Origin of the sequence: Escherichia sp. 93.0816 (assembly GCF_013368855.2) — a bacterium.
In the GTDB taxonomy this organism is placed as follows: Bacteria; Pseudomonadota; Gammaproteobacteria; order Enterobacterales; family Enterobacteriaceae; genus Escherichia; species Escherichia ruysiae.
This window is the reverse complement of the sequence record NZ_JABWNC020000001.1, coordinates 63,025-80,555: the sequence shown is the minus strand read 5'-3', so window position 1 is coordinate 80,555 and position 17,531 is coordinate 63,025. Positions and strand designations below refer to the sequence as shown.

Genomic DNA, 17,531 nt, shown 5'->3' with positions numbered 1-17,531 from the left:
CTTTTTATCCTTACAGTTTGTAGGTAGTTGTATTCGCTGATTGCGATATTCATAAGACTGAAAGCGACATTTGCCGCCGTTTTCACTGTTGCTCGTTTTCCACCAGCCACTGGCACACCTCGCCCAACCGCTGCGCAGAATCCGCCAAATCTTCCGGCGCTGCCAGCACAACTTCCGGTATAGGGCAGATTTCATAACTCTCAAGCAGCGGGCCTTTTAGGGTGTCCGTGCAGCGTAAATGCCAGACATGGCGTAACCCGGTGGCGTTGATATAGCTCTCGCCATAGCCAATGGTGCGAATCTGAATATTCCCCTCCCCGCAAAGGCGCGAGAGAAAAAGTCGGTCAGCCTCGCTGATGGGCAATTGCGTCAGGTTAATACTGTGCGGCTGCGTGTCAGGGTTACGCACATGCGCCAGCAATTCATGAGCCAACGGCAGTCCGTTCATCAGGCCATCAACAGGCGGCGGTAACAGCGAATCTGTCGGCAAGACGTTTTGCGTTGCCGCCTGCCACAACGGCAGCGGCGCGCAGCCCACCTCCAGTTTGTCCTCCAGCAACTGTTCGCCGCGACGTCTGCGCACTCGCCATAATCCGCAGAAGATCGCCTCCTGAATTTCACTTTCACTGCCATCAACATGTTGGATGCGAACTGACACTTCCCCTTCCCCGAGAAGCGTATTGATAAAGTGGCGATCGTAAGCGTTGAGATTGAACAGATCGACTGCCAGCACCTCGCCCAAAGGGGGGATACGTTGACTTAGCTGTTGTTGCAGTTCGTTTAACAGCACAATCACCTGCGGGCTATGTGCACACTGTTCCAGTGCCGCCATGCTCGATTCATCATTCACCAGGCAGGTGATCGGCAGCGGATTCATACTGAAACTGTCGTCGTCAGGTTGCGTTCCTGGCCCCAGTAAATGGAAAAAAGTGTCACTCATGAGGCACGCTCCTGTTGCGGTTCGACAAGCCCATGCATCAGGTTTATCAGCTCCGCCCACGGGTGAATACCATTCAGCACGCCGCGATAGCTACCGCCGGTAAACACCAGTGTGGCGGGAAAGCGAAAAACACCAAAACGATCGCCGATGGCCTCGCTTTGCTCAAGGTCAGCAATCGCCACCTGCCATGTAAAGTCTGGAAACTCGTGCAGTAATTCGCCAATCATTACCGGATTATCGCTGACCTCCGGCGTGCGTTTCGGATCGCTGCTTAACAGCACTACGCCGTCTGGTGCCTGCGATAGCCAGTCATCAAGGCTGGATTCTGTGACAGGTGTCCAGCCGCGCGCCAACATACGCTGCCACAACGCATTAAAAGGAGAGCCATTGATCATCCCTGCTCCTCCAGCGTCATCCGGTACTGGCGTAAGCGAACGCCTTCATAATTTTCCATCGACAGACAGTCATAGTTGAGACAGCGTGATTCCTCTGCCAGATGTGGCACTATTCCCCACTCAGCCAGTTGCGCCAGCGCCAACTGTTCTGCTGCTGGCAGTTGTTCACGCGCCAGCTCGCTCAGGCTACCGCCGTAGTCGTCGAGCATTGCCGGTTGCAGCCCGACCAGGGCGATTTGTGCAGGCAAATGACCTCGAATATCCGCCAGCGCCAGCACTTCGGAAAAACTGTTCTGGTGCAGACTCATTTTCTTCGCGCTGAGGTATGCCGGAATGCGCTCTCCGGCATACGTCCGTAGCGTTCCTGGCTCCAGCCCATAATCAATGGCATCGAGGATCAACAAGTGACTGGCGCTTTCAACGTAGCCCAACAAATTCAGCCCCTGAGTGCCGCCATCGACAATCTCCACGTTTTCGGGCCAGTGATAATGGGCATATAGCCGTTCCGCCACCCGCACGCCGAAACCTTCATCGGCCCACAGCAGGTTGCCCAGCCCCATCACCACCACGCGCTTCTCGCTCATGAACGCTCCTTGTTGCTTTTGACTTTAAAAAACTTGTGGCTGCGGTAGCCGTTCACCATCGTGGAGATCACCGTGTCGTCGGACATAATGTCTTCACGCAGCGCCATATAGACATGACCGATCACAAAAGCGCCAATTAGCCACATCCCCAGCCGATGCCAGCTGTGAATGTCCAGCGAGTTGCCGCCCGTCCAGTAGAAAAACTCCACCACATAACGGAACGGCGCGAAAATGGCATACTGGCTGTGTTCGCTGAACAGCGCAAAACCGGTGACGATCATAAAGACCGACATCAAGAAATAGCCGAACATCGCCGCCTGGGCGATGGGGTTATGACCGATGTCGGCACTCGGGCGTTTTGCCAGAAACAGATACCAGCGGATTTCATACCACACGCCCAGCCACCAGCTTTTACGCCATACCGGCACAATGAAAAGCTCGCGTGAATAGCGATTACCCACGAACGCCCAGTAAATCCGCATCAGCAATATCACGGTAAAAATCATTCCGGCGCTGAAGTGAATTAACCTGATGTAGCCCATATAGAACAGATACGTCGCCTCGCCGCTGACCGAAGGCAACGGCTTACCGATAAAGTAACCGGTGACCATCAACACCGCCATGCATAACACCGTCAGCCAGTGCCAGATACGGACTGGCGCTTCAAAGACATAGTGGCTGACAACGTTGTCGCTTTTCTCTTGCATGATGATTCTCCTTCGCTGTTAACGCACCTGCACGGAGATAAGCTCGCTACCGTCGTCGCCCAGCACGTGTGTTGAACAGGCGAGGCACGGGTCAAAGCTGTGCAGAGTACGCAGGATCTCCAGCGGTTGCTCGGGGATCGCCATTTTGGTGTTCATCAGCGCCGCTTCATATGCGCCAATCTGCCCTTTGGGATCGCGCGGGCTGGCGTTCCAGGTGGTCGGCACCACGCACTGGTAGAGATCAATCTTGCCATCGCGAATGGCGGCCCAGTGACCTAACGCCCCGCGCGGCGCTTCGGTAAAGCCGACGCCACGGCACTCTTTCGGCCAGGTCGCAGGCTCCCATTTTTCAGTGGAAGCAGTGGCAAGATTGCCGTTTTTCAGGTTGGTCATCAGCTTGTCGAAGAAGTACTGCAACTTACCTGCGGCCCACTGCGCTTCGTGCGCGCGGCACAGAATGCGGCCTAACGTTGACTGGATGCCAGAAAGCGGCAGGTTCAGCGCCGACATCATGCGATCGACCGACTCAACGGTCGCAGCATCGCCTTTGTGGTAGGCGATTAACGTGCGCGCCAGCGGCCCCACTTCCATCGCATGACCGCGCCAGCGTGGCGCTTTGATCCACGAGTAACGTTCCTGTTCATTCAGCTGCTGAATGTTGGTGTCGCTACCTTTAACATCGCCCGGGTTGTACCACGGGTCGGTAATACCATCAAAAGGATGACGCCCAACCCGATCGTTGGGATAACGATACCAGGCGTGATCGACAAACTCCTGCACCTGCTGCGGATCAACCAAATCCACTGGCAGCACATTTTTGAAGTCACCGTTGATCACCGCACCGCCAGGCATCAGCAGACTTTTCTCGCCAAAGTCGTTGGCAATATCCGGGAATGCGCCGTAGCTAAGGACACATTTATCAGAAAGACCTGTGCCGATTTCGCTCCACGGTTTGTTGAACTGACCGATGGCTAAGGCGTCGGGGATCATCACGTTATTAATGAAGTCCGCCGTGCGGGTAATGATCGACTGCACCAGGTTCAGGCGTTCCATATTGACCGCTCCAACCGCGCCGCTTTCGTCAATGTTAATGGCGCACGGCATCCCGCCGACAATCCAGTTCGGATGTGGGTTTTTACCACCAAAAACGGCGTGAATTTTGACGATCTCCCGCTGGAAATCGAGGGCTTCCAGATAATGAGCAAAGCCCATCAGGTTGGCTTCCGGCGGCAGTTTGTACTGCGGGTGCCCCCAGTAGCCGTTGCGGAAAATCCCCAACTGCCCGCCTTCAACAAATTTCTTCAGGCGGTTTTGTACGTCGAAGAAATAGCCAGGAGACGATTTCGGCCACGAGGAGAGGCTTTGCGCCAGTTCTGACGTTTTCCGTGGGTCGGCTTTCAGCGCATCTAACACATCGATCCAGTCCATCCCGGCGAGCTGATAGAAGTGCACCAGATGGTCGTGGCACCAGAGGGTCGCCAGCATAATATTACGGATGATATTGGCGTTGTCCGGCACTTTAATGCCGATGGCATCCTCAATTGCATAGACTGAAGCCAGAGCGTGTACGCCAGTGCAGACGCCGCAGATACGTTCAACGAACGCCCATGCATCACGCGGATCGCGGCCTTGCAGGATGATCTCCAGCCCGCGAAACATAGTGCCGCAGGAAACAGCATTGGTGATCACATTCTGATCGTTAATATTCACTTCGCAGCGCATATGACCTTCGATGCGCGTAATCGGATCGACCACCAGGCGACGTCCGGCATTATTGATGGTATATCCCTGAGTTTCGTACTGAGTGCTCATGCCTGTTTATCCTCGTTGCCCGGCTGTTGTTCGGCTTCTGCAAGTTGCTGGTTATGACGTCTGCGCTGGTCAACGGCGCTGGCGACTGCATGTACACCAACAGCCGCAGCCACGACACCAAGCGCGGTTAAGCCCACGGTATCGGCGGTAGAGTGCGTTCCCATCTGCGGAATATCGACCACGCGGCTATAGAACGAACCGCGATCCCAGAAACCATTTTCAGAACAGCCCAGGCAGCCGTGACCAGACTGAATCGGGAAGGAGACGCCATCATTCCAGCGGGTAGAGGAACAGGCGTTATAAGTGGTTGGCCCTTTGCACCCCATTTTGTACAGGCAGTAACCTTTGCGCGCGGCGTCATCATCCCAACTCTGCACGAACTCTCCGGCATCGAAGTGGGCGCGGCGATAGCATTTATCGTGAATACGCTGACCATAGAACATCAGCGGACGCCCCATTCTGTCGACATCCGGCAGGCGATCGAACGTCACCATATAAGTAATGATGGCGCTCATGACATCCGGGATCGGCGGGCAGCCAGGCACTTTGATAATAGGTTTGTCGGTAATAACTTTGTCGATGGATGTTGCCTGCGTCGGGTTAGGTCGCGCGGCTTGCACACAGCCCCAGGACGCACAGGTGCCCCAGGCAATAATTGCACTGGCTCCGGCGGCGGCACGTTTGAGTTTCTCAATAAACGGTCGACCGCTACTGATACAGAACATCCCCTGCTCGCCCAGCGGCGGGTTACCTTCTACTGCGAGGATATATTTGCCATTGTATTGCGTGATGATGTCTTCAAAGACTTCCTCTGCCTGAGTGCCTGCGGCAGCCATCAGAGTATCGTCGTAGTCAAGAGAAATAAGGGAAAGAATGACATCCTTCGCCAGCGGATGAGCTGAACGGATAAAAGATTCGGTACAGCAGGTGCATTCCAGACCATGGATCCACACCACTGGAATGCGGGGTTTATTCTCCAGTGCCCAGGCAATCTTTGGTGCCATCCCCGCGCCTAATCCCAGCGAGGTGGCAGCCAGACTGCAATATTTAAGAAAACTTCGCCGGGTAACCCCCTGACGTCGCATAGCCTGGTAAAAGGTTTCCTCGTTATTCATATCGCACGTCTCTTCTCCTTGCGACACCGACTGGAGTGCCGGGCGCTTTTGGTCGGCAAGCGACGTCCCTGGAGCAAGGCAAACCATCGCTTCACGAGAGAGACAGAAAACGAAAGCTCATCCTTCTGCACTGGCGCACGTCGCCAGAAAGTATTGTTAATAAAGCGTAGTGAAAATTTTGCACAAAACAATACAGAGTGTGTGGATTTATCTTTTAGCGATAAAAATGAACCTTATTTTCCTAAAGGTTTGCCGCAGGAAGGTTATGAAGCGATTTTTATGGCGATGGAATGTGCAAATTGCTGTTATTTCACGCAATCAACACGATTTTGTCTGTTTTTCAGGCAAACAAACACATTGGGGGTTTACACGACGCATCGGGATGTTTATAGTTCGCGTCATTCCGGAAGTGTGGCCGAGCGGTTGAAGGCACCGGTCTTGAAAACCGGCGACCCGAAAGGGTTCCAGAGTTCGAATCTCTGCGCTTCCGCCAAATAAGATAAGGGGTTAGCTAAATGCTAACCCCTTTTTCTTTTACCTGTCAAAATCGCCATGCCGTTATGTCATCCCCAATGGCTTACTCTGTCTTTGCTAAACCTGTTCCAGATCAAATGCGTAAAGATGGGTAAAACCTCTGGGTAGCTTTCGGCAATATCATTATGCTGCTTTATTAATTACACCTGTCATAGAGAGTGACTCCATGGATCGTATAGTTAGTTCTTCACATGACCGTACATCGCTACTTAGCACCCATAAGGTGCTGCGTAATACCTATTTCCTGCTGAGCCTGACGCTGGCCTTTTCGGCGATTACCGCGACGGCCAGTACAGTTCTGATGCTGCCATCTCCGGGTCTGATTCTGACGCTGGTGGGGATGTATGGTTTAATGTTCCTGACCTATAAAACGGCGAATAAGCCGACCGGGATTATCTCCGCGTTCGCCTTTACCGGTTTTCTGGGTTATATCCTCGGACCAATTCTGAACACTTACCTGTCTGCCGGAATGGGCGACGTAATCGCTATGGCGCTGGGCGGCACGGCATTAGTGTTCTTCTGCTGCTCTGCGTATGTGCTGACTACCCGCAAAGACATGTCTTTCCTCGGCGGTATGCTGATGGCAGGTATTGTGGTGGTATTGATTGGAATGGTAGCGAATATCTTCCTGCAGCTGCCTGCCCTGCATCTGGCAATCAGTGCGGTATTCATTCTGATCTCCTCTGGCGCGATTCTGTTTGAAACCAGCAACATCATTCATGGCGGTGAAACGAACTACATTCGTGCCACGGTTAGCCTGTATGTGTCGCTGTACAACATCTTCGTTAGCCTGTTGAGCATTCTGGGCTTCGCCAGCCGCGATTAATCTCGCCCACTATCTCTTTCTGAGCCTCGCTTTATGCGGGGCTTTGTTTTTTGTTACACTGCCGCCAGTCTGATTAAGGTAGTAAAAAATTATGCTGATCTTCGAAGGTAAAGAGATAGAAACGGATACCGAAGGCTATCTCAAAGAAAGCAGCCAGTGGAGTGAACCGCTGGCGGTGGTGATTGCAGAGAACGAAGGAATTACGCTGTCGCCAGAACACTGGGAAGTCGTGCGTTTTGTGCGTGATTTCTATCTGGAATTCAATACTTCTCCAGCGATTCGTATGCTGGTAAAAGCGATGGCGAATAAGTTTGGCGAAGAAAAAGGTAACAGCCGCTATTTATACCGACTGTTCCCGAAAGGCCCGGCAAAGCAAGCCACCAAAATTGCTGGCCTGCCAAAACCGGTAAAATGTATTTAACGGATACGAAAATCAGTTAATTCCCCCGAGGGATGATGCGGCTCGCTAAGTACCCGTTCCACACGCGCAGAACGCGGGCCGCCACTCTTTAACCACTGCATTAATTTTTCCACCTGTCCTTCTTCACCACACGCGACCACTTCCACGCTGCCATCGTCAAGGTTTTTGGCATAGCCGGTTAATCCCAGTTTTTTCGCTTCATACTGCGTGGTATAGCGAAAGCCTACCCCCTGAACTCGCCCATAGACCCAGGCAATTATGCATACTTTCGACATCACCGCTCTCCTTATCCTTATAGCTGCGTTGCAAATCTATGGAAAACTCCGGACAATGGCGCCCATTTCTTTGCATCGACAGAATAGTAAATTATGAGTGTACGTTTAGTGTTAGCCAAAGGGCGCGAAAAATCATTACTTCGTCGCCATCCGTGGGTCTTTTCCGGGGCCGTTGCCCGCATGGAAGGTAAAGCCAGCCTCGGTGAAACCATCGATATTGTTGATCATCAGGGAAAATGGTTAGCACGCGGCGCTTATTCGCCGGCTTCGCAAATCCGCGCTCGCGTCTGGACTTTCGATCCCTCGGAATCCATCGACATTGCCTTTTTCACCCGACGCTTACAACAGGCGCAAAAGTGGCGCGACTGGCTGGCGCAAAAAGATGGCCTCGATAGCTATCGTTTAATTGCCGGTGAGTCTGATGGCCTGCCGGGTATAACTATCGATCGTTTCGGTAATTTTCTGGTGCTGCAACTGCTGAGTGCTGGCGCAGAATGTCAGCGGGCGGCATTGATCAGCGCCCTGCAAACGCTATATCCGGAATGTGCGATTTACGATCGCAGCGACGTCGCGGTACGTAAAAAAGAAGGGATGGAGCTGACCCAGGGGCCAGTCACTGGCGAACTGCCACCTGCCCTGCTGCCGATTGAAGAACACGGCATGAAACTGCTGGTGGACATTCAACACGGACACAAAACGGGCTACTACCTGGATCAACGCGACAGCCGTCTGGCAACCCGCCGCTACGTTGAAAATAAACGCGTACTGAACTGTTTCTCCTATACCGGTGGTTTCGCGGTATCGGCATTAATGGGCGGTTGCAGCCAGGTTGTCAGCGTCGATACCTCCCAGGAAGCACTGGATATTGCACGGCAAAACGTTGAGCTGAACAAACTGGATCTGAGCAAGGCAGAGTTCGTGCGTGATGACGTCTTTAAATTGCTGCGTACTTATCGCGATCGTGGGGAGAAATTTGACGTTATCGTAATGGACCCGCCGAAGTTTGTTGAGAACAAAAGCCAGTTGATGGGCGCATGTCGTGGCTATAAAGACATCAACATGCTGGCGATTCAGTTGCTGAATGAGGGCGGTGTTCTACTGACGTTCTCCTGTTCAGGCCTGATGACCAGCGATTTATTTCAGAAAATCATCGCGGATGCCGCAATTGATGCCGGTCGTGATATACAATTTATAGAGCAGTTCCGTCAGGCAGCCGATCATCCGGTGATCGCTACCTACCCGGAAGGGCTATATCTGAAAGGGTTTGCCTGTCGCGTCATGTAACTTGAAATGTGGAATTTTACCCTTATATCAAAGGTGAAGATTTCCCGGGAGGTGACTATGATTGCCAGCAAATTCGGTATCGGCCAGCAGGTCCGCCATTCCCTGTTAGGTTATCTCGGAGTGGTCGTGGATATCGACCCGGTTTATTCGCTCTCTGAACCGTCGCCTGATGAGCTGGCGGTGAACGATGAGCTTCGCGCCGCTCCGTGGTATCACGTGGTGATGGAGGATGACAACGGCCTACCGGTTCATACCTACCTGGCTGAAGCCCAGCTAAGTAGCGAATTGCAGGATGAACATCCTGAACAGCCATCCATGGATGAGCTGGCGCAGACCATCCGCAAACAACTCCAGGCGCCGCGTCTGCGTAACTAATCCCCATACAAATACCCGGAAGGCAAAAACCTTCCGGGTATTTTTTATTTAGCCAGCCCCAGGCGAGGGATCTCAATTGCCGGACAGCGATCCATAACGACCTGTAAACCGGCGTCGCGCGCCAGTACCGCCGCTTGCTCATTAATCACCCCCAGCTGCATCCATAAGGTTTTTGCCCCAATGGCGATAGCTTCCTGCGCCACGCCCCACGCGGCTTCTGAATTACGAAAAACATCGACCATATCGACTTTTTCCGGAACCTCTGCCAGCGTGCCGTAGCCCTGCTGACCCAGCAGCGTTTTACCGGCGACTTTAGGTGAGACCGGAATGACGTGATAGCCCTGATCAAGCAAGTATTTCATCACGCGATAACTTGGACGGTCGGGTTTATCACTTGCCCCTACCAGCGCAATGGTATGAGTGGACGTTAAAATGGCTGCAATATCGGTCTCTTTCATCATTTCCTCCAGACTATTTATCAAAGTGTACGACAATCCCAACATACCAACCATGCAGCTAATACGAATGAATGAGAGCAAAAGCGGAAAACATGTCTATATGTTAGTAAGTATGATTAAAGAAAAATTTTGATACATTATTATTCAGGCGGTCATTAGACAGGAGCTATCTATGAAAACCGGCATTTTGACCACCTTGATTGCATTATGTTTGCCGGTATCTGTTTTTGCCACCACGCTACGGCTGTCCAGCGATATTGATCTTCTGGTACTCGACGGCAAGAAGGTTTCCAGCTCTCTGCTGCGCGGTGCGGACAGCATTGAACTGGATAATGGACCACATCAGTTAGTGTTTCGCGTCGAGAAAACTATCCATCTTTCCAGTAGTGAAGAACGGCTTTATATCTCCCCGCCGCTGGTGGTGAGTTTTAATACCCAGCTCATTAGCCAGGTGAATTTTCGCCTGCCACGCCTGGAGAATGAACGGGAAGCCAACCATTTCGACACAACGCCGCGTCTTGAATTGTTAGATGGCGATGCGACGCCGATTCCGGTAAAGCTGGATATTCTGGCTATTACTTCAACCGCAAAAACGATTGATTATGAAGTCGAGGTCGAGCGTTATAACAAATCCGCGAAACGCGCTTCTCTACCGCAATTTGCCACCATGATGGCAGATGACAGTACACTGCTTTCTGGTGTTTCCGAACTGGATGCTATTCCGCCACAGTCCCAGGTGCTCACTGAACAACGGCTGAAGTATTGGTTTAAACTGGCAGATCCGCAAACGCGCAATAACTTCCTGCAATGGGCGGAAAAACAACCATCTTCCTGAGATTTTTGTGCCTGTGCGCAGGCTTTTTCGGTCTTTATCTTGCAGCGATAAGTGCTTACAGTAATCTGTAGGAAAGTTAACTATGGATGTAAATTATGGAACTGACGACTCGCACTTTACCTGCGCGGAAACATATTGCGCTGGTGGCACACGATCACTGCAAACAAATGCTCATGAGCTGGGTGGAACGGCATCAACCATTACTGGAACAGCACGAACTTTATGCAACGGGCACCACGGGTAACTTAATTTCCCGCGCTACCGGTATGAATGTTAACGCCATGTTGAGCGGCCCAATGGGCGGTGACCAGCAGGTGGGCGCATTGATTTCGGAAGGGAAAATTGATGTGCTGATTTTCTTCTGGGATCCACTAAATGCCGTGCCGCACGATCCTGACGTGAAAGCGTTGCTGCGTCTGGCGACGGTGTGGAACATTCCGGTCGCCACCAACGTGGCAACGGCTGATTTCATTATCCAGTCGCCGCATTTCAACGACGCGGTAGATATCCTGATCCCCGATTATCAGCGTTATCTCGCGGATCGCCTGAAATAATATTGCACAGGTGGCAAACGCCACCTGTTCTTACGGTTTTCTCACCACCGGCACATCCAGATTTTTCAGTATTTCCACAAAGGGAGAAGGATTGTTTTTGTTGAACAGCGCCCATACCCGATGTCGTGCACGGGTCAACGCAACGTACATTAACCGTCGTTCTTCGGCGTCCGGGAAATCCTCAGCCGGCGGCAGTAGCGCCTCTTCCATAATCGACTCACGTGCCACGGCCGGGAAGCCATCACTCCCCTCCTGCAAGCCAACAATAATCACGTAATCCGCCTGTTGCCCTTTGCTGGCATGAATAGTCATAAAATCGATTTGCAACTTCGGCCAGCGCGTTGCCGCTTTTTCCAGGCTGGCGGGCTTCATGTGGTGGTAACGCGCCAGAACCAGGATGCGCTCTTCCGGTTTAGCGTAACCAGAGAGCTTATCCAGCAACGCATCAAGCTGGCTCTCATCCAATAACGTGACGGCCTTTTTATCGCCAGCGATTAAACTGTTTAGCGGCTTTTTCAACTGACTCGGGTTCTGCTGAATAAACCGATTAGCCACCTCACCGATACGGCTGTTAAAACGGTAAGTCGTGTCTAAATCACAGCGATCGCCGTCACCAAAGTTTTCATGGAAAGCCGTGGTGAGCGACATTTGTGCGCCACTGAAGCGGTAAATCGCCTGCCAGTCATCGCCAACGGCAAACAACGTCGTCTGACTGTTTTGCTTGCGCAATGCCGCTAACAACGCTGCGCGCTGCGGCGAGATATCCTGAAACTCATCAACCAGAATATGTTTCCACGAGCTGATAAAGCGACCTTTCTCAAGGAGAGCAATCGCCTGATGAATAAGGCCAGAAAAATCGACGGCGTTTTCTGCTTTCAGCGCACCTTTCCAGGCTTTCAGCAACGGAGCCATTAACTTGATTCGTTTGCTGAACAGATCACGGATTTCTTCGGGCGTGCTGGCAATCATTTCTGCCTGTGCACCACCGTGCATCCGCATCAGACTTACCCAGCGATCGAGGCGGGAGGCAAGACGACGCTGTAATTTTTCATCATCCCAGAAGTTACCTTCTGGCACTGACCACTGCATTTCTTCCGTCAGCCATTGCCGCCAACCCTTCGCCTGCGCTTTCTTCTCGCTGCATTGCTTGCGCCACTCAGCAATAAAGAGTTCATGCCGGGCAGCGGTGTCATTTTCCAGTTTGCTGACTGTGGGTACTTTTTTGCTACATTGCTGAATAATATGCAGCGCCAGTGAATGAAACGTGCGTGCGGTAATGTCTTCGGTATGTAGCCGTTCGCGAATACGCTCGTCCATCTCTTCAGCGGCTTTGCGACCAAACGCCAGCAATAAAATTTGCTCAGGGGACGCTTCACCTCGCGCCAGCAACCAGCCTGCACGCGCTACCAGCACCGACGTTTTACCGCTTCCTGCGCCTGCCAGCACTAACAGGGAATGTTCGCCATTAACGACTGCCCGAGCCTGTGCCGGATTAAGTGGTGAAGATTCAACCTGACGGAAAAAATCCGCATACTCGTTAAGCATGGCTTCGGTATACGCCTGATTATGCTGCAACCGAGCGCCTTCAATATCTTTCAACCAGGCCTGACATTTGCGCCACGCCTCACGGCAGTTATCGAATTCTTCCAGTCGATTGACCGGCAACGGCAACGCCGACAAAGCCTGGCGGATTTGTTGCTGCACGCCAGAAGTTTGCTCCCGCGTCAGCCATTTATTATCGTTGGTGCGCGCGGCAATAAGATCCAATTGCTGCTGTAATACACCAGCCGCAATTTCGCTCATCTCTTCGCTCCAGCGCCGCCAGTGAGCATCAAGATGACGGTGAAAACGCTGCGTCTCACCCCATTCGGTGCCGTGCAGACGCACGACTTTTTCATCAGACAGTACAAATTCCAGCTCACCCCATACCAGACCGCGTTTACAGTTAATCGCCAGTAATTGATTGAAAGGAATGAGATATTCGTGACGATCGCCGGAGACTTTTATCCCGGCATTGAGGATCACCGCCCGATCATAAGGGTGCTGTGCCAGACGTTTGCCAAGAGTTGTCGCTTTCAGTTCCATGACTCTGTAGATCCACACGATGTTATTTCTTATCAGTGTAACCGTCAGAGAAAACGTGCTCCAGCCCAAAAAAACGTTACAATTGCCGCCCATTACTGAAAACCACAGTAAAGCGAGGTTTTATGCGTACCGTTTTGAACATTCTGAACTTTGTGCTTGGCGGATTTGCCACCACTCTGGGCTGGCTGTTGGCGACCCTGGTCAGTATTGTGCTGATTTTTACCTTACCGCTGACACGATCCTGCTGGGAGATCACCAAACTGTCTCTGGTGCCTTATGGCAATGAGGCCATTCATGTCGATGAACTGAATCCGGCAGGTAAAAATGTGCTGCTGAATACTGGCGGTACGGTACTGAATATTTTCTGGCTGATTTTCTTTGGCTGGTGGTTATGCCTGATGCACATTGCGACAGGTATCGCACAATGCATTTCCATCATTGGCATTCCGGTTGGCATTGCAAACTTTAAAATTGCCGCTATTGCACTGTGGCCGGTCGGTCGCCGCGTGGTTTCTGTGGAAACAGCTCGTGCTGCACGTGAAGCCAATGCGCGACGTCGTTTTGAATAATCTAACATTATGGCTTTTATGCTAAGTCCTTTGCTCAAACGCTATACCTGGAACAGCGCCTGGCTGTATTACGCGCGTATTTTTATTGCGCTTTGTGGTACTACTGCATTTCCGTGGTGGTTGGGTGATGTAAAACTGACGATTCCGCTGACCCTGGGGATGGTGGCAGCGGCGCTGACCGATCTCGACGACCGACTGGCTGGGCGTCTGCGTAACCTTATCATTACGCTATTCTGCTTTTTTATCGCCTCGGCCTCAGTAGAATTGCTGTTTCCCTGGCCCTGGCTGTTTGCCATTGGCTTAACGCTCTCCACCAGCGGTTTCATTTTGCTCGGCGGCCTGGGTCAACGCTATGCAACAATCGCTTTTGGCGCGTTGCTGATCGCTATCTACACCATGTTGGGAACGTCTCTGTATGAGCACTGGTATCAGCAGCCGATGTATCTGCTTGCCGGTGCCGTCTGGTACAACGTCCTGACGCTTATCGGTCACCTACTGTTCCCTGTCCGCCCATTGCAGGACAATCTGGCGCGTTGCTATGAACAACTGGCGCGTTATCTGGAACTGAAATCACGCATGTTCGATCCCGATATAGAGGATGAAAGCCAGGCACCGCTGTACGATTTGGCTCTCGCCAACGGGCAACTGATGGCGACACTGAATCAGACGAAACTCTCGTTGCTGACTCGTTTACGCGGCGATCGTGGTCAGCGGGGAACACGTCGCACATTGCATTACTACTTTGTGGCGCAGGATATCCACGAGCGTGCCAGCTCTTCCCATATTCAGTATCAAACGTTGCGGGAACATTTTCGCCACAGTGACGTGCTGTTCCGTTTCCAGCGACTGATGTCAATGCAGGGACAGGCCTGCCAGCAACTGTCACGCTGTATTTTGCTGCGTCAGCCTTATCAACACGATCCACATTTTGATCGCGCTTTTACGCATATTGATGCTGCGCTGGAGCGAATGCGCGATAACGGCGCCCCCGCCGATTTACTCAAAACACTGGGATTTTTGCTGAACAATTTACGTGCCATTGATGCCCAACTGGCAACAATTGAATCAGAACAGGCTCAGGCGCTGCCCCATAATAATGACGAAAATGAACTCGCAGATGACAGCCCGCACGGGTTGAGCGATATCTGGCTGCGTCTTAGCCGTCACTTCACGCCGGAATCCGCCCTCTTCCGTCATGCGGTAAGAATGTCACTTGTCTTGTGCTTCGGCTACGCCATCATTCAGATAACCGGGATGCATCACGGGTATTGGATCTTGCTGACAAGTTTGTTTGTCTGCCAGCCAAACTATAACGCCACGCGCCACCGCCTGAAGTTAAGGATTATTGGTACGCTGGTGGGTATTGCGATTGGCATTCCTGTGCTGTGGTTTGTGCCGTCACTGGAAGGGCAACTGGTGCTGCTGGTCATTACCGGTGTTCTCTTTTTTGCCTTCCGTAACGTGCAATACGCTCATGCAACGATGTTCATTACGCTTCTGGTGCTACTGTGCTTTAACTTGCTGGGTGAAGGTTTTGAAGTGGCATTGCCTCGCGTAATCGATACGCTAATCGGATGTGCCATTGCATGGGCAGCGGTAAGTTACATCTGGCCAGACTGGCGGTTTCGTAATCTGCCCCGAATGCTTGAGCGCGCAACCGATGCTAACTGCCGTTATCTCGATGCTATTCTCGAACAATACCACCAGGGGCGCGATAACCGTCTGGCATATCGTATTGCTCGTCGCGATGCACACAATCGTGATGCAGAGCTGGCGTCGGTGGTGTCGAATATGTCCAGCGAACCGAATGTCACACCGCAAATTCGCGAGGACGCGTTCCGGTTACTGTGCCTTAACCATACGTTTACCAGTTACATTTCTGCCCTCGGTGCACACCGTGAGCAGTTAACTAACCCTGAAATTCTGGCGTTTCTTGATGACGCAGTTTGCTATGTGGATGACGCGCTACATCATCAACCAGCCGATGAAGAACGCGTCAATCAGGCATTAGCTGACCTGAAACAACAGATGCAGCAACTTGAACCACGGGCAGACAGCAAAGAACCTCTGGTTGTACAGCAAGTCGGATTATTGATTGCATTACTACCAGAAATTGGTCGTCTGCAGCGCAGAATTACTCAAGTTCCGCAGGAAACTCCTGTTTCGGCGTAATTGAATCTGCCCATTCTGCAAGCTCCTGGCGGCGTGCCACCGGGAGCGCAGCTTCATGAATACCGAGAATTGCGCCTTCAAGCATAAATAAGATTTTTTCTGTCACCAGACTGTTCTGTTGCCGCAGTCGCAACCAACACATTTTCGCCCCAAGAATACGTAACGCCCGTACATCCTTAATCCCCACTTCCCCAAGAATAGCCTCAAGATGGTAAGACATATTGGGTAAATCTTTCAGCCGTTGCCGGATATTGCGCGTACTTTTCTCTTTAAGCGCAGCGTCCAGAGAATATTTCGACAGGCGCACCAGCTTTTGTTGATTTCGCCATAGGCTTTCATCGACCCGGTAGTAATTGAGGGTAACAAACCGCCCACACTTTTTATATGTCAGCCATACTGGCGGATGTTTTACACAGTATTGTGCACTTTGTTCACAAGCCCGAAGATACAACTCGCCATCAGAAACCATTGCAAATACCGTGTCATCAACGGTCAGACTGTAACTACCAAACAATGATCGGTATTCAATGGTGCCCAGCGTAGCCAGGTATTCTTGTGACTTATAGATCCGCTTATAAGAGAGGCTTTTCATAAAATTCCTTTTAAAATCATAATATAAAAGAATGATTCACATTAACGGATCCGTTAAATACGAAAATAGGCAACTTATTATCAAGGGGCAAGATTAATTTAAGTTTTCAGGTCACCAACGACAAAATTTGCGAGGCTCTTTCCGAAATTAGGGTTGATCTTTGTCGCCACCGGATGTACTGTATATTCATACAGTAACTCACAGGGCTGGATTGATTATGTACACTTCAGGCTATGCACATCGTTCTTCGTTGTTCTCATCCGCAGCAAGCAAAATTGCGCGTGTCTCCACGGAAAACACAACAGCCGGGCTAATTAGTGAAGTTGTCTATCGCGAAGATCAGCCCATGATGACGCAACTGCTGCTTTTGCCATTGTTGCAGCAACTCGGCCAGCAATCACGTTGGCAACTATGGTTAACACCAAAACAAAAACTGAGTCGTGAATGGGTTCAGGCTGCTGGACTACCTTTAACGAAAGTGATGCAGATAAACCAGCTTTCCCCTTGCCATACAGTGGAATCAATGGTTCGCGCTTTACGCACGGGAAATTACAGCGTGGTGATCGGTTGGTTAACAGATGATCTGACAGAAGAAGAACATACAGAGCTTGTGGATGCCGCTAATGAAGGTAACGCAATGGGGTTTATTATGCGTCCAGTGAGCACATCCTCTCACGCCACGAGACAACTTTCCGGGGTAAAGATTCACTCTAATTTGTATCATTAAGTAAATTTAGGATTAATCCTGGAACTTTTTTTATCGCCCGCCTGACGATTTCACTCATGGCTAACTTTCCCTGCGGAGGCTTGTCTGAAGCGGTTTCCGCGATTTTATGCTGTAAAGTGTCGTTAACAAAAAAGGTTAAACGCGCCTTATACAAATCTTTTTTTTCATATGCCTGACGGAGTTCACACTTGTAAGTTTTCAACTACGTTGTAGACTTTACATCGCCAGGGGTGCTCGGCATAAGCCGAAGATATCGGTAGAGTTAATATTG

At 51.4% G+C, this 17,531-nt stretch carries 19 protein-coding genes and 1 tRNA gene; 10 read left to right on the top strand and 10 right to left on the bottom strand.

Annotated features, from left to right (window positions below):
* Positions 1-82: 82 nt before the first annotated feature.
* Genes HEM79_RS00345 through hyaA form a run of 6 tightly spaced genes read right to left on the bottom strand, consistent with a single transcriptional unit; the run spans position 83 to position 5,553 of the window.
* The gene (locus tag HEM79_RS00345) at positions 83-940 is read right to left on the bottom strand and encodes a hydrogenase expression/formation protein (protein ID WP_176241260.1); all 858 of its coding nucleotides are present in this window, start codon (positions 938-940) and stop codon (positions 83-85) included.
* The gene (hyaE, locus tag HEM79_RS00340) at positions 937-1,335 is read right to left on the bottom strand and encodes a hydrogenase-1 operon protein HyaE (RefSeq protein WP_176241261.1); all 399 of its coding nucleotides are present in this window, start codon (positions 1,333-1,335) and stop codon (positions 937-939) included. Before hyaE ends, HEM79_RS00345 begins: the two co-directional genes overlap by 4 nt.
* On the bottom strand, positions 1,332-1,919 hold the full coding sequence (gene hyaD, locus HEM79_RS00335; protein ID WP_176241262.1) for a hydrogenase 1 maturation protease: 588 nt from the start codon (positions 1,917-1,919) through the stop codon (positions 1,332-1,334). The genes hyaE and hyaD overlap by 4 nt, the downstream gene beginning before the upstream one ends.
* Positions 1,916-2,626 (bottom strand): Ni/Fe-hydrogenase b-type cytochrome subunit, encoded by a 711-nt coding sequence (gene hyaC / locus HEM79_RS00330; RefSeq protein ID WP_001156753.1) that lies wholly within the window; start codon positions 2,624-2,626, stop codon positions 1,916-1,918. Before hyaC ends, hyaD begins: the two co-directional genes overlap by 4 nt.
* Positions 2,627-2,644: 18 nt before the next feature.
* Positions 2,645-4,438 carry a Ni/Fe-hydrogenase large subunit gene (gene hyaB, locus HEM79_RS00325; protein ID WP_176241263.1) on the bottom strand — a complete coding sequence of 598 codons (1,794 nt, stop codon included), beginning with the start codon at positions 4,436-4,438 and terminating at the stop codon, positions 2,645-2,647.
* Positions 4,435-5,553 (bottom strand): hydrogenase 1 small subunit, encoded by a 1,119-nt coding sequence (gene hyaA, locus HEM79_RS00320; protein WP_176241264.1) that lies wholly within the window; start codon positions 5,551-5,553, stop codon positions 4,435-4,437. The genes hyaB and hyaA overlap by 4 nt, the downstream gene beginning before the upstream one ends.
* 405 nt (positions 5,554-5,958) lie before the next feature.
* Between hyaA and HEM79_RS00315 the strand changes: the two genes are divergently transcribed.
* The 3 genes from HEM79_RS00315 to tusE all read left to right on the top strand — a co-directional run bounded on the left by HEM79_RS00315 (position 5,959) and on the right by tusE (position 7,334).
* Positions 5,959-6,046, top strand: a tRNA-Ser gene (locus tag HEM79_RS00315).
* 207 nt (positions 6,047-6,253) lie between these two features.
* Entirely contained in the window at positions 6,254-6,913 is a 660-nt protein-coding gene (gene yccA / locus HEM79_RS00310) for an FtsH protease modulator YccA (protein WP_000375136.1), read from the top strand.
* 91 nt (positions 6,914-7,004) lie between these two features.
* A complete protein-coding gene (tusE, locus tag HEM79_RS00305; RefSeq protein ID WP_000904443.1) occupies positions 7,005-7,334 on the top strand; it encodes a sulfurtransferase TusE in 330 nt (109 codons plus the stop codon).
* Here the strand turns inward: tusE and yccX are convergent.
* Positions 7,331-7,609, bottom strand: a complete 279-nt coding sequence (yccX, locus tag HEM79_RS00300; RefSeq protein ID WP_000048236.1) for an acylphosphatase — start codon at positions 7,607-7,609, stop codon at positions 7,331-7,333. The two genes, tusE and yccX, sit on opposite strands and share 4 nt — an antisense overlap.
* A gap of 93 nt (positions 7,610-7,702) precedes the next feature.
* Here yccX and rlmI point away from each other — a divergent pair, with 93 nt between their 5' ends.
* Both rlmI and hspQ read left to right on the top strand, forming a co-directional pair.
* Positions 7,703-8,893: a 23S rRNA (cytosine(1962)-C(5))-methyltransferase RlmI gene (gene rlmI / locus HEM79_RS00295; protein WP_176241265.1), complete on the top strand. Its 1,191-nt coding sequence runs from the start codon at positions 7,703-7,705 to the stop codon at positions 8,891-8,893.
* A 57-nt stretch (positions 8,894-8,950) separates the two neighbouring features.
* Positions 8,951-9,268, top strand: coding sequence for a heat shock protein HspQ (gene hspQ, locus HEM79_RS00290; protein ID WP_001295356.1), 318 nt, complete (start codon positions 8,951-8,953; stop codon positions 9,266-9,268).
* A 44-nt stretch (positions 9,269-9,312) separates the two neighbouring features.
* Here hspQ and HEM79_RS00285 read toward each other — a convergent pair whose 3' ends face one another.
* Positions 9,313-9,726, bottom strand: coding sequence for a CoA-binding protein (locus HEM79_RS00285; protein WP_010348869.1), 414 nt, complete (start codon positions 9,724-9,726; stop codon positions 9,313-9,315).
* 172 nt (positions 9,727-9,898) lie between these two features.
* On the opposite strand from HEM79_RS00285, the gene HEM79_RS00280 reads away from it, so the two are divergent.
* Both HEM79_RS00280 and mgsA read left to right on the top strand, forming a co-directional pair.
* Positions 9,899-10,561, top strand: a complete 663-nt coding sequence (locus HEM79_RS00280) for a DUF2057 family protein (RefSeq protein ID WP_000847775.1) — start codon at positions 9,899-9,901, stop codon at positions 10,559-10,561.
* Between the two features lie 95 nt (positions 10,562-10,656).
* On the top strand, positions 10,657-11,115 hold the full coding sequence (mgsA, locus tag HEM79_RS00275; RefSeq protein WP_000424179.1) for a methylglyoxal synthase: 459 nt from the start codon (positions 10,657-10,659) through the stop codon (positions 11,113-11,115).
* 30 nt (positions 11,116-11,145) lie between these two features.
* Here mgsA and helD read toward each other — a convergent pair whose 3' ends face one another.
* Entirely contained in the window at positions 11,146-13,200 is a 2,055-nt protein-coding gene (helD, locus tag HEM79_RS00270) for a DNA helicase IV (RefSeq protein WP_176241301.1), read from the bottom strand.
* A gap of 122 nt (positions 13,201-13,322) precedes the next feature.
* On the opposite strand from helD, the gene HEM79_RS00265 reads away from it, so the two are divergent.
* Both HEM79_RS00265 and yccS read left to right on the top strand, forming a co-directional pair.
* Positions 13,323-13,769, top strand: a complete 447-nt coding sequence (locus HEM79_RS00265; protein ID WP_001261238.1) for a YccF domain-containing protein — start codon at positions 13,323-13,325, stop codon at positions 13,767-13,769.
* A 9-nt stretch (positions 13,770-13,778) separates the two neighbouring features.
* Entirely contained in the window at positions 13,779-15,941 is a 2,163-nt protein-coding gene (gene yccS, locus HEM79_RS00260) for a YccS family putative transporter (protein WP_000875031.1), read from the top strand.
* Here yccS and sxy read toward each other — a convergent pair.
* On the bottom strand, positions 15,904-16,533 hold the full coding sequence (gene sxy, locus HEM79_RS00255) for a CRP-S regulon transcriptional coactivator Sxy (protein ID WP_000839140.1): 630 nt from the start codon (positions 16,531-16,533) through the stop codon (positions 15,904-15,906). The two genes, yccS and sxy, sit on opposite strands and share 38 nt — an antisense overlap.
* Before the next feature lie 217 nt (positions 16,534-16,750).
* Between sxy and sulA the strand changes: the two genes are divergently transcribed.
* Positions 16,751-17,260 carry an SOS-induced cell division inhibitor SulA gene (gene sulA / locus HEM79_RS00250; RefSeq protein ID WP_176241266.1) on the top strand — a complete coding sequence of 170 codons (510 nt, stop codon included), beginning with the start codon at positions 16,751-16,753 and terminating at the stop codon, positions 17,258-17,260.
* The last annotated feature ends 271 nt before the right edge of the window (positions 17,261-17,531 follow it).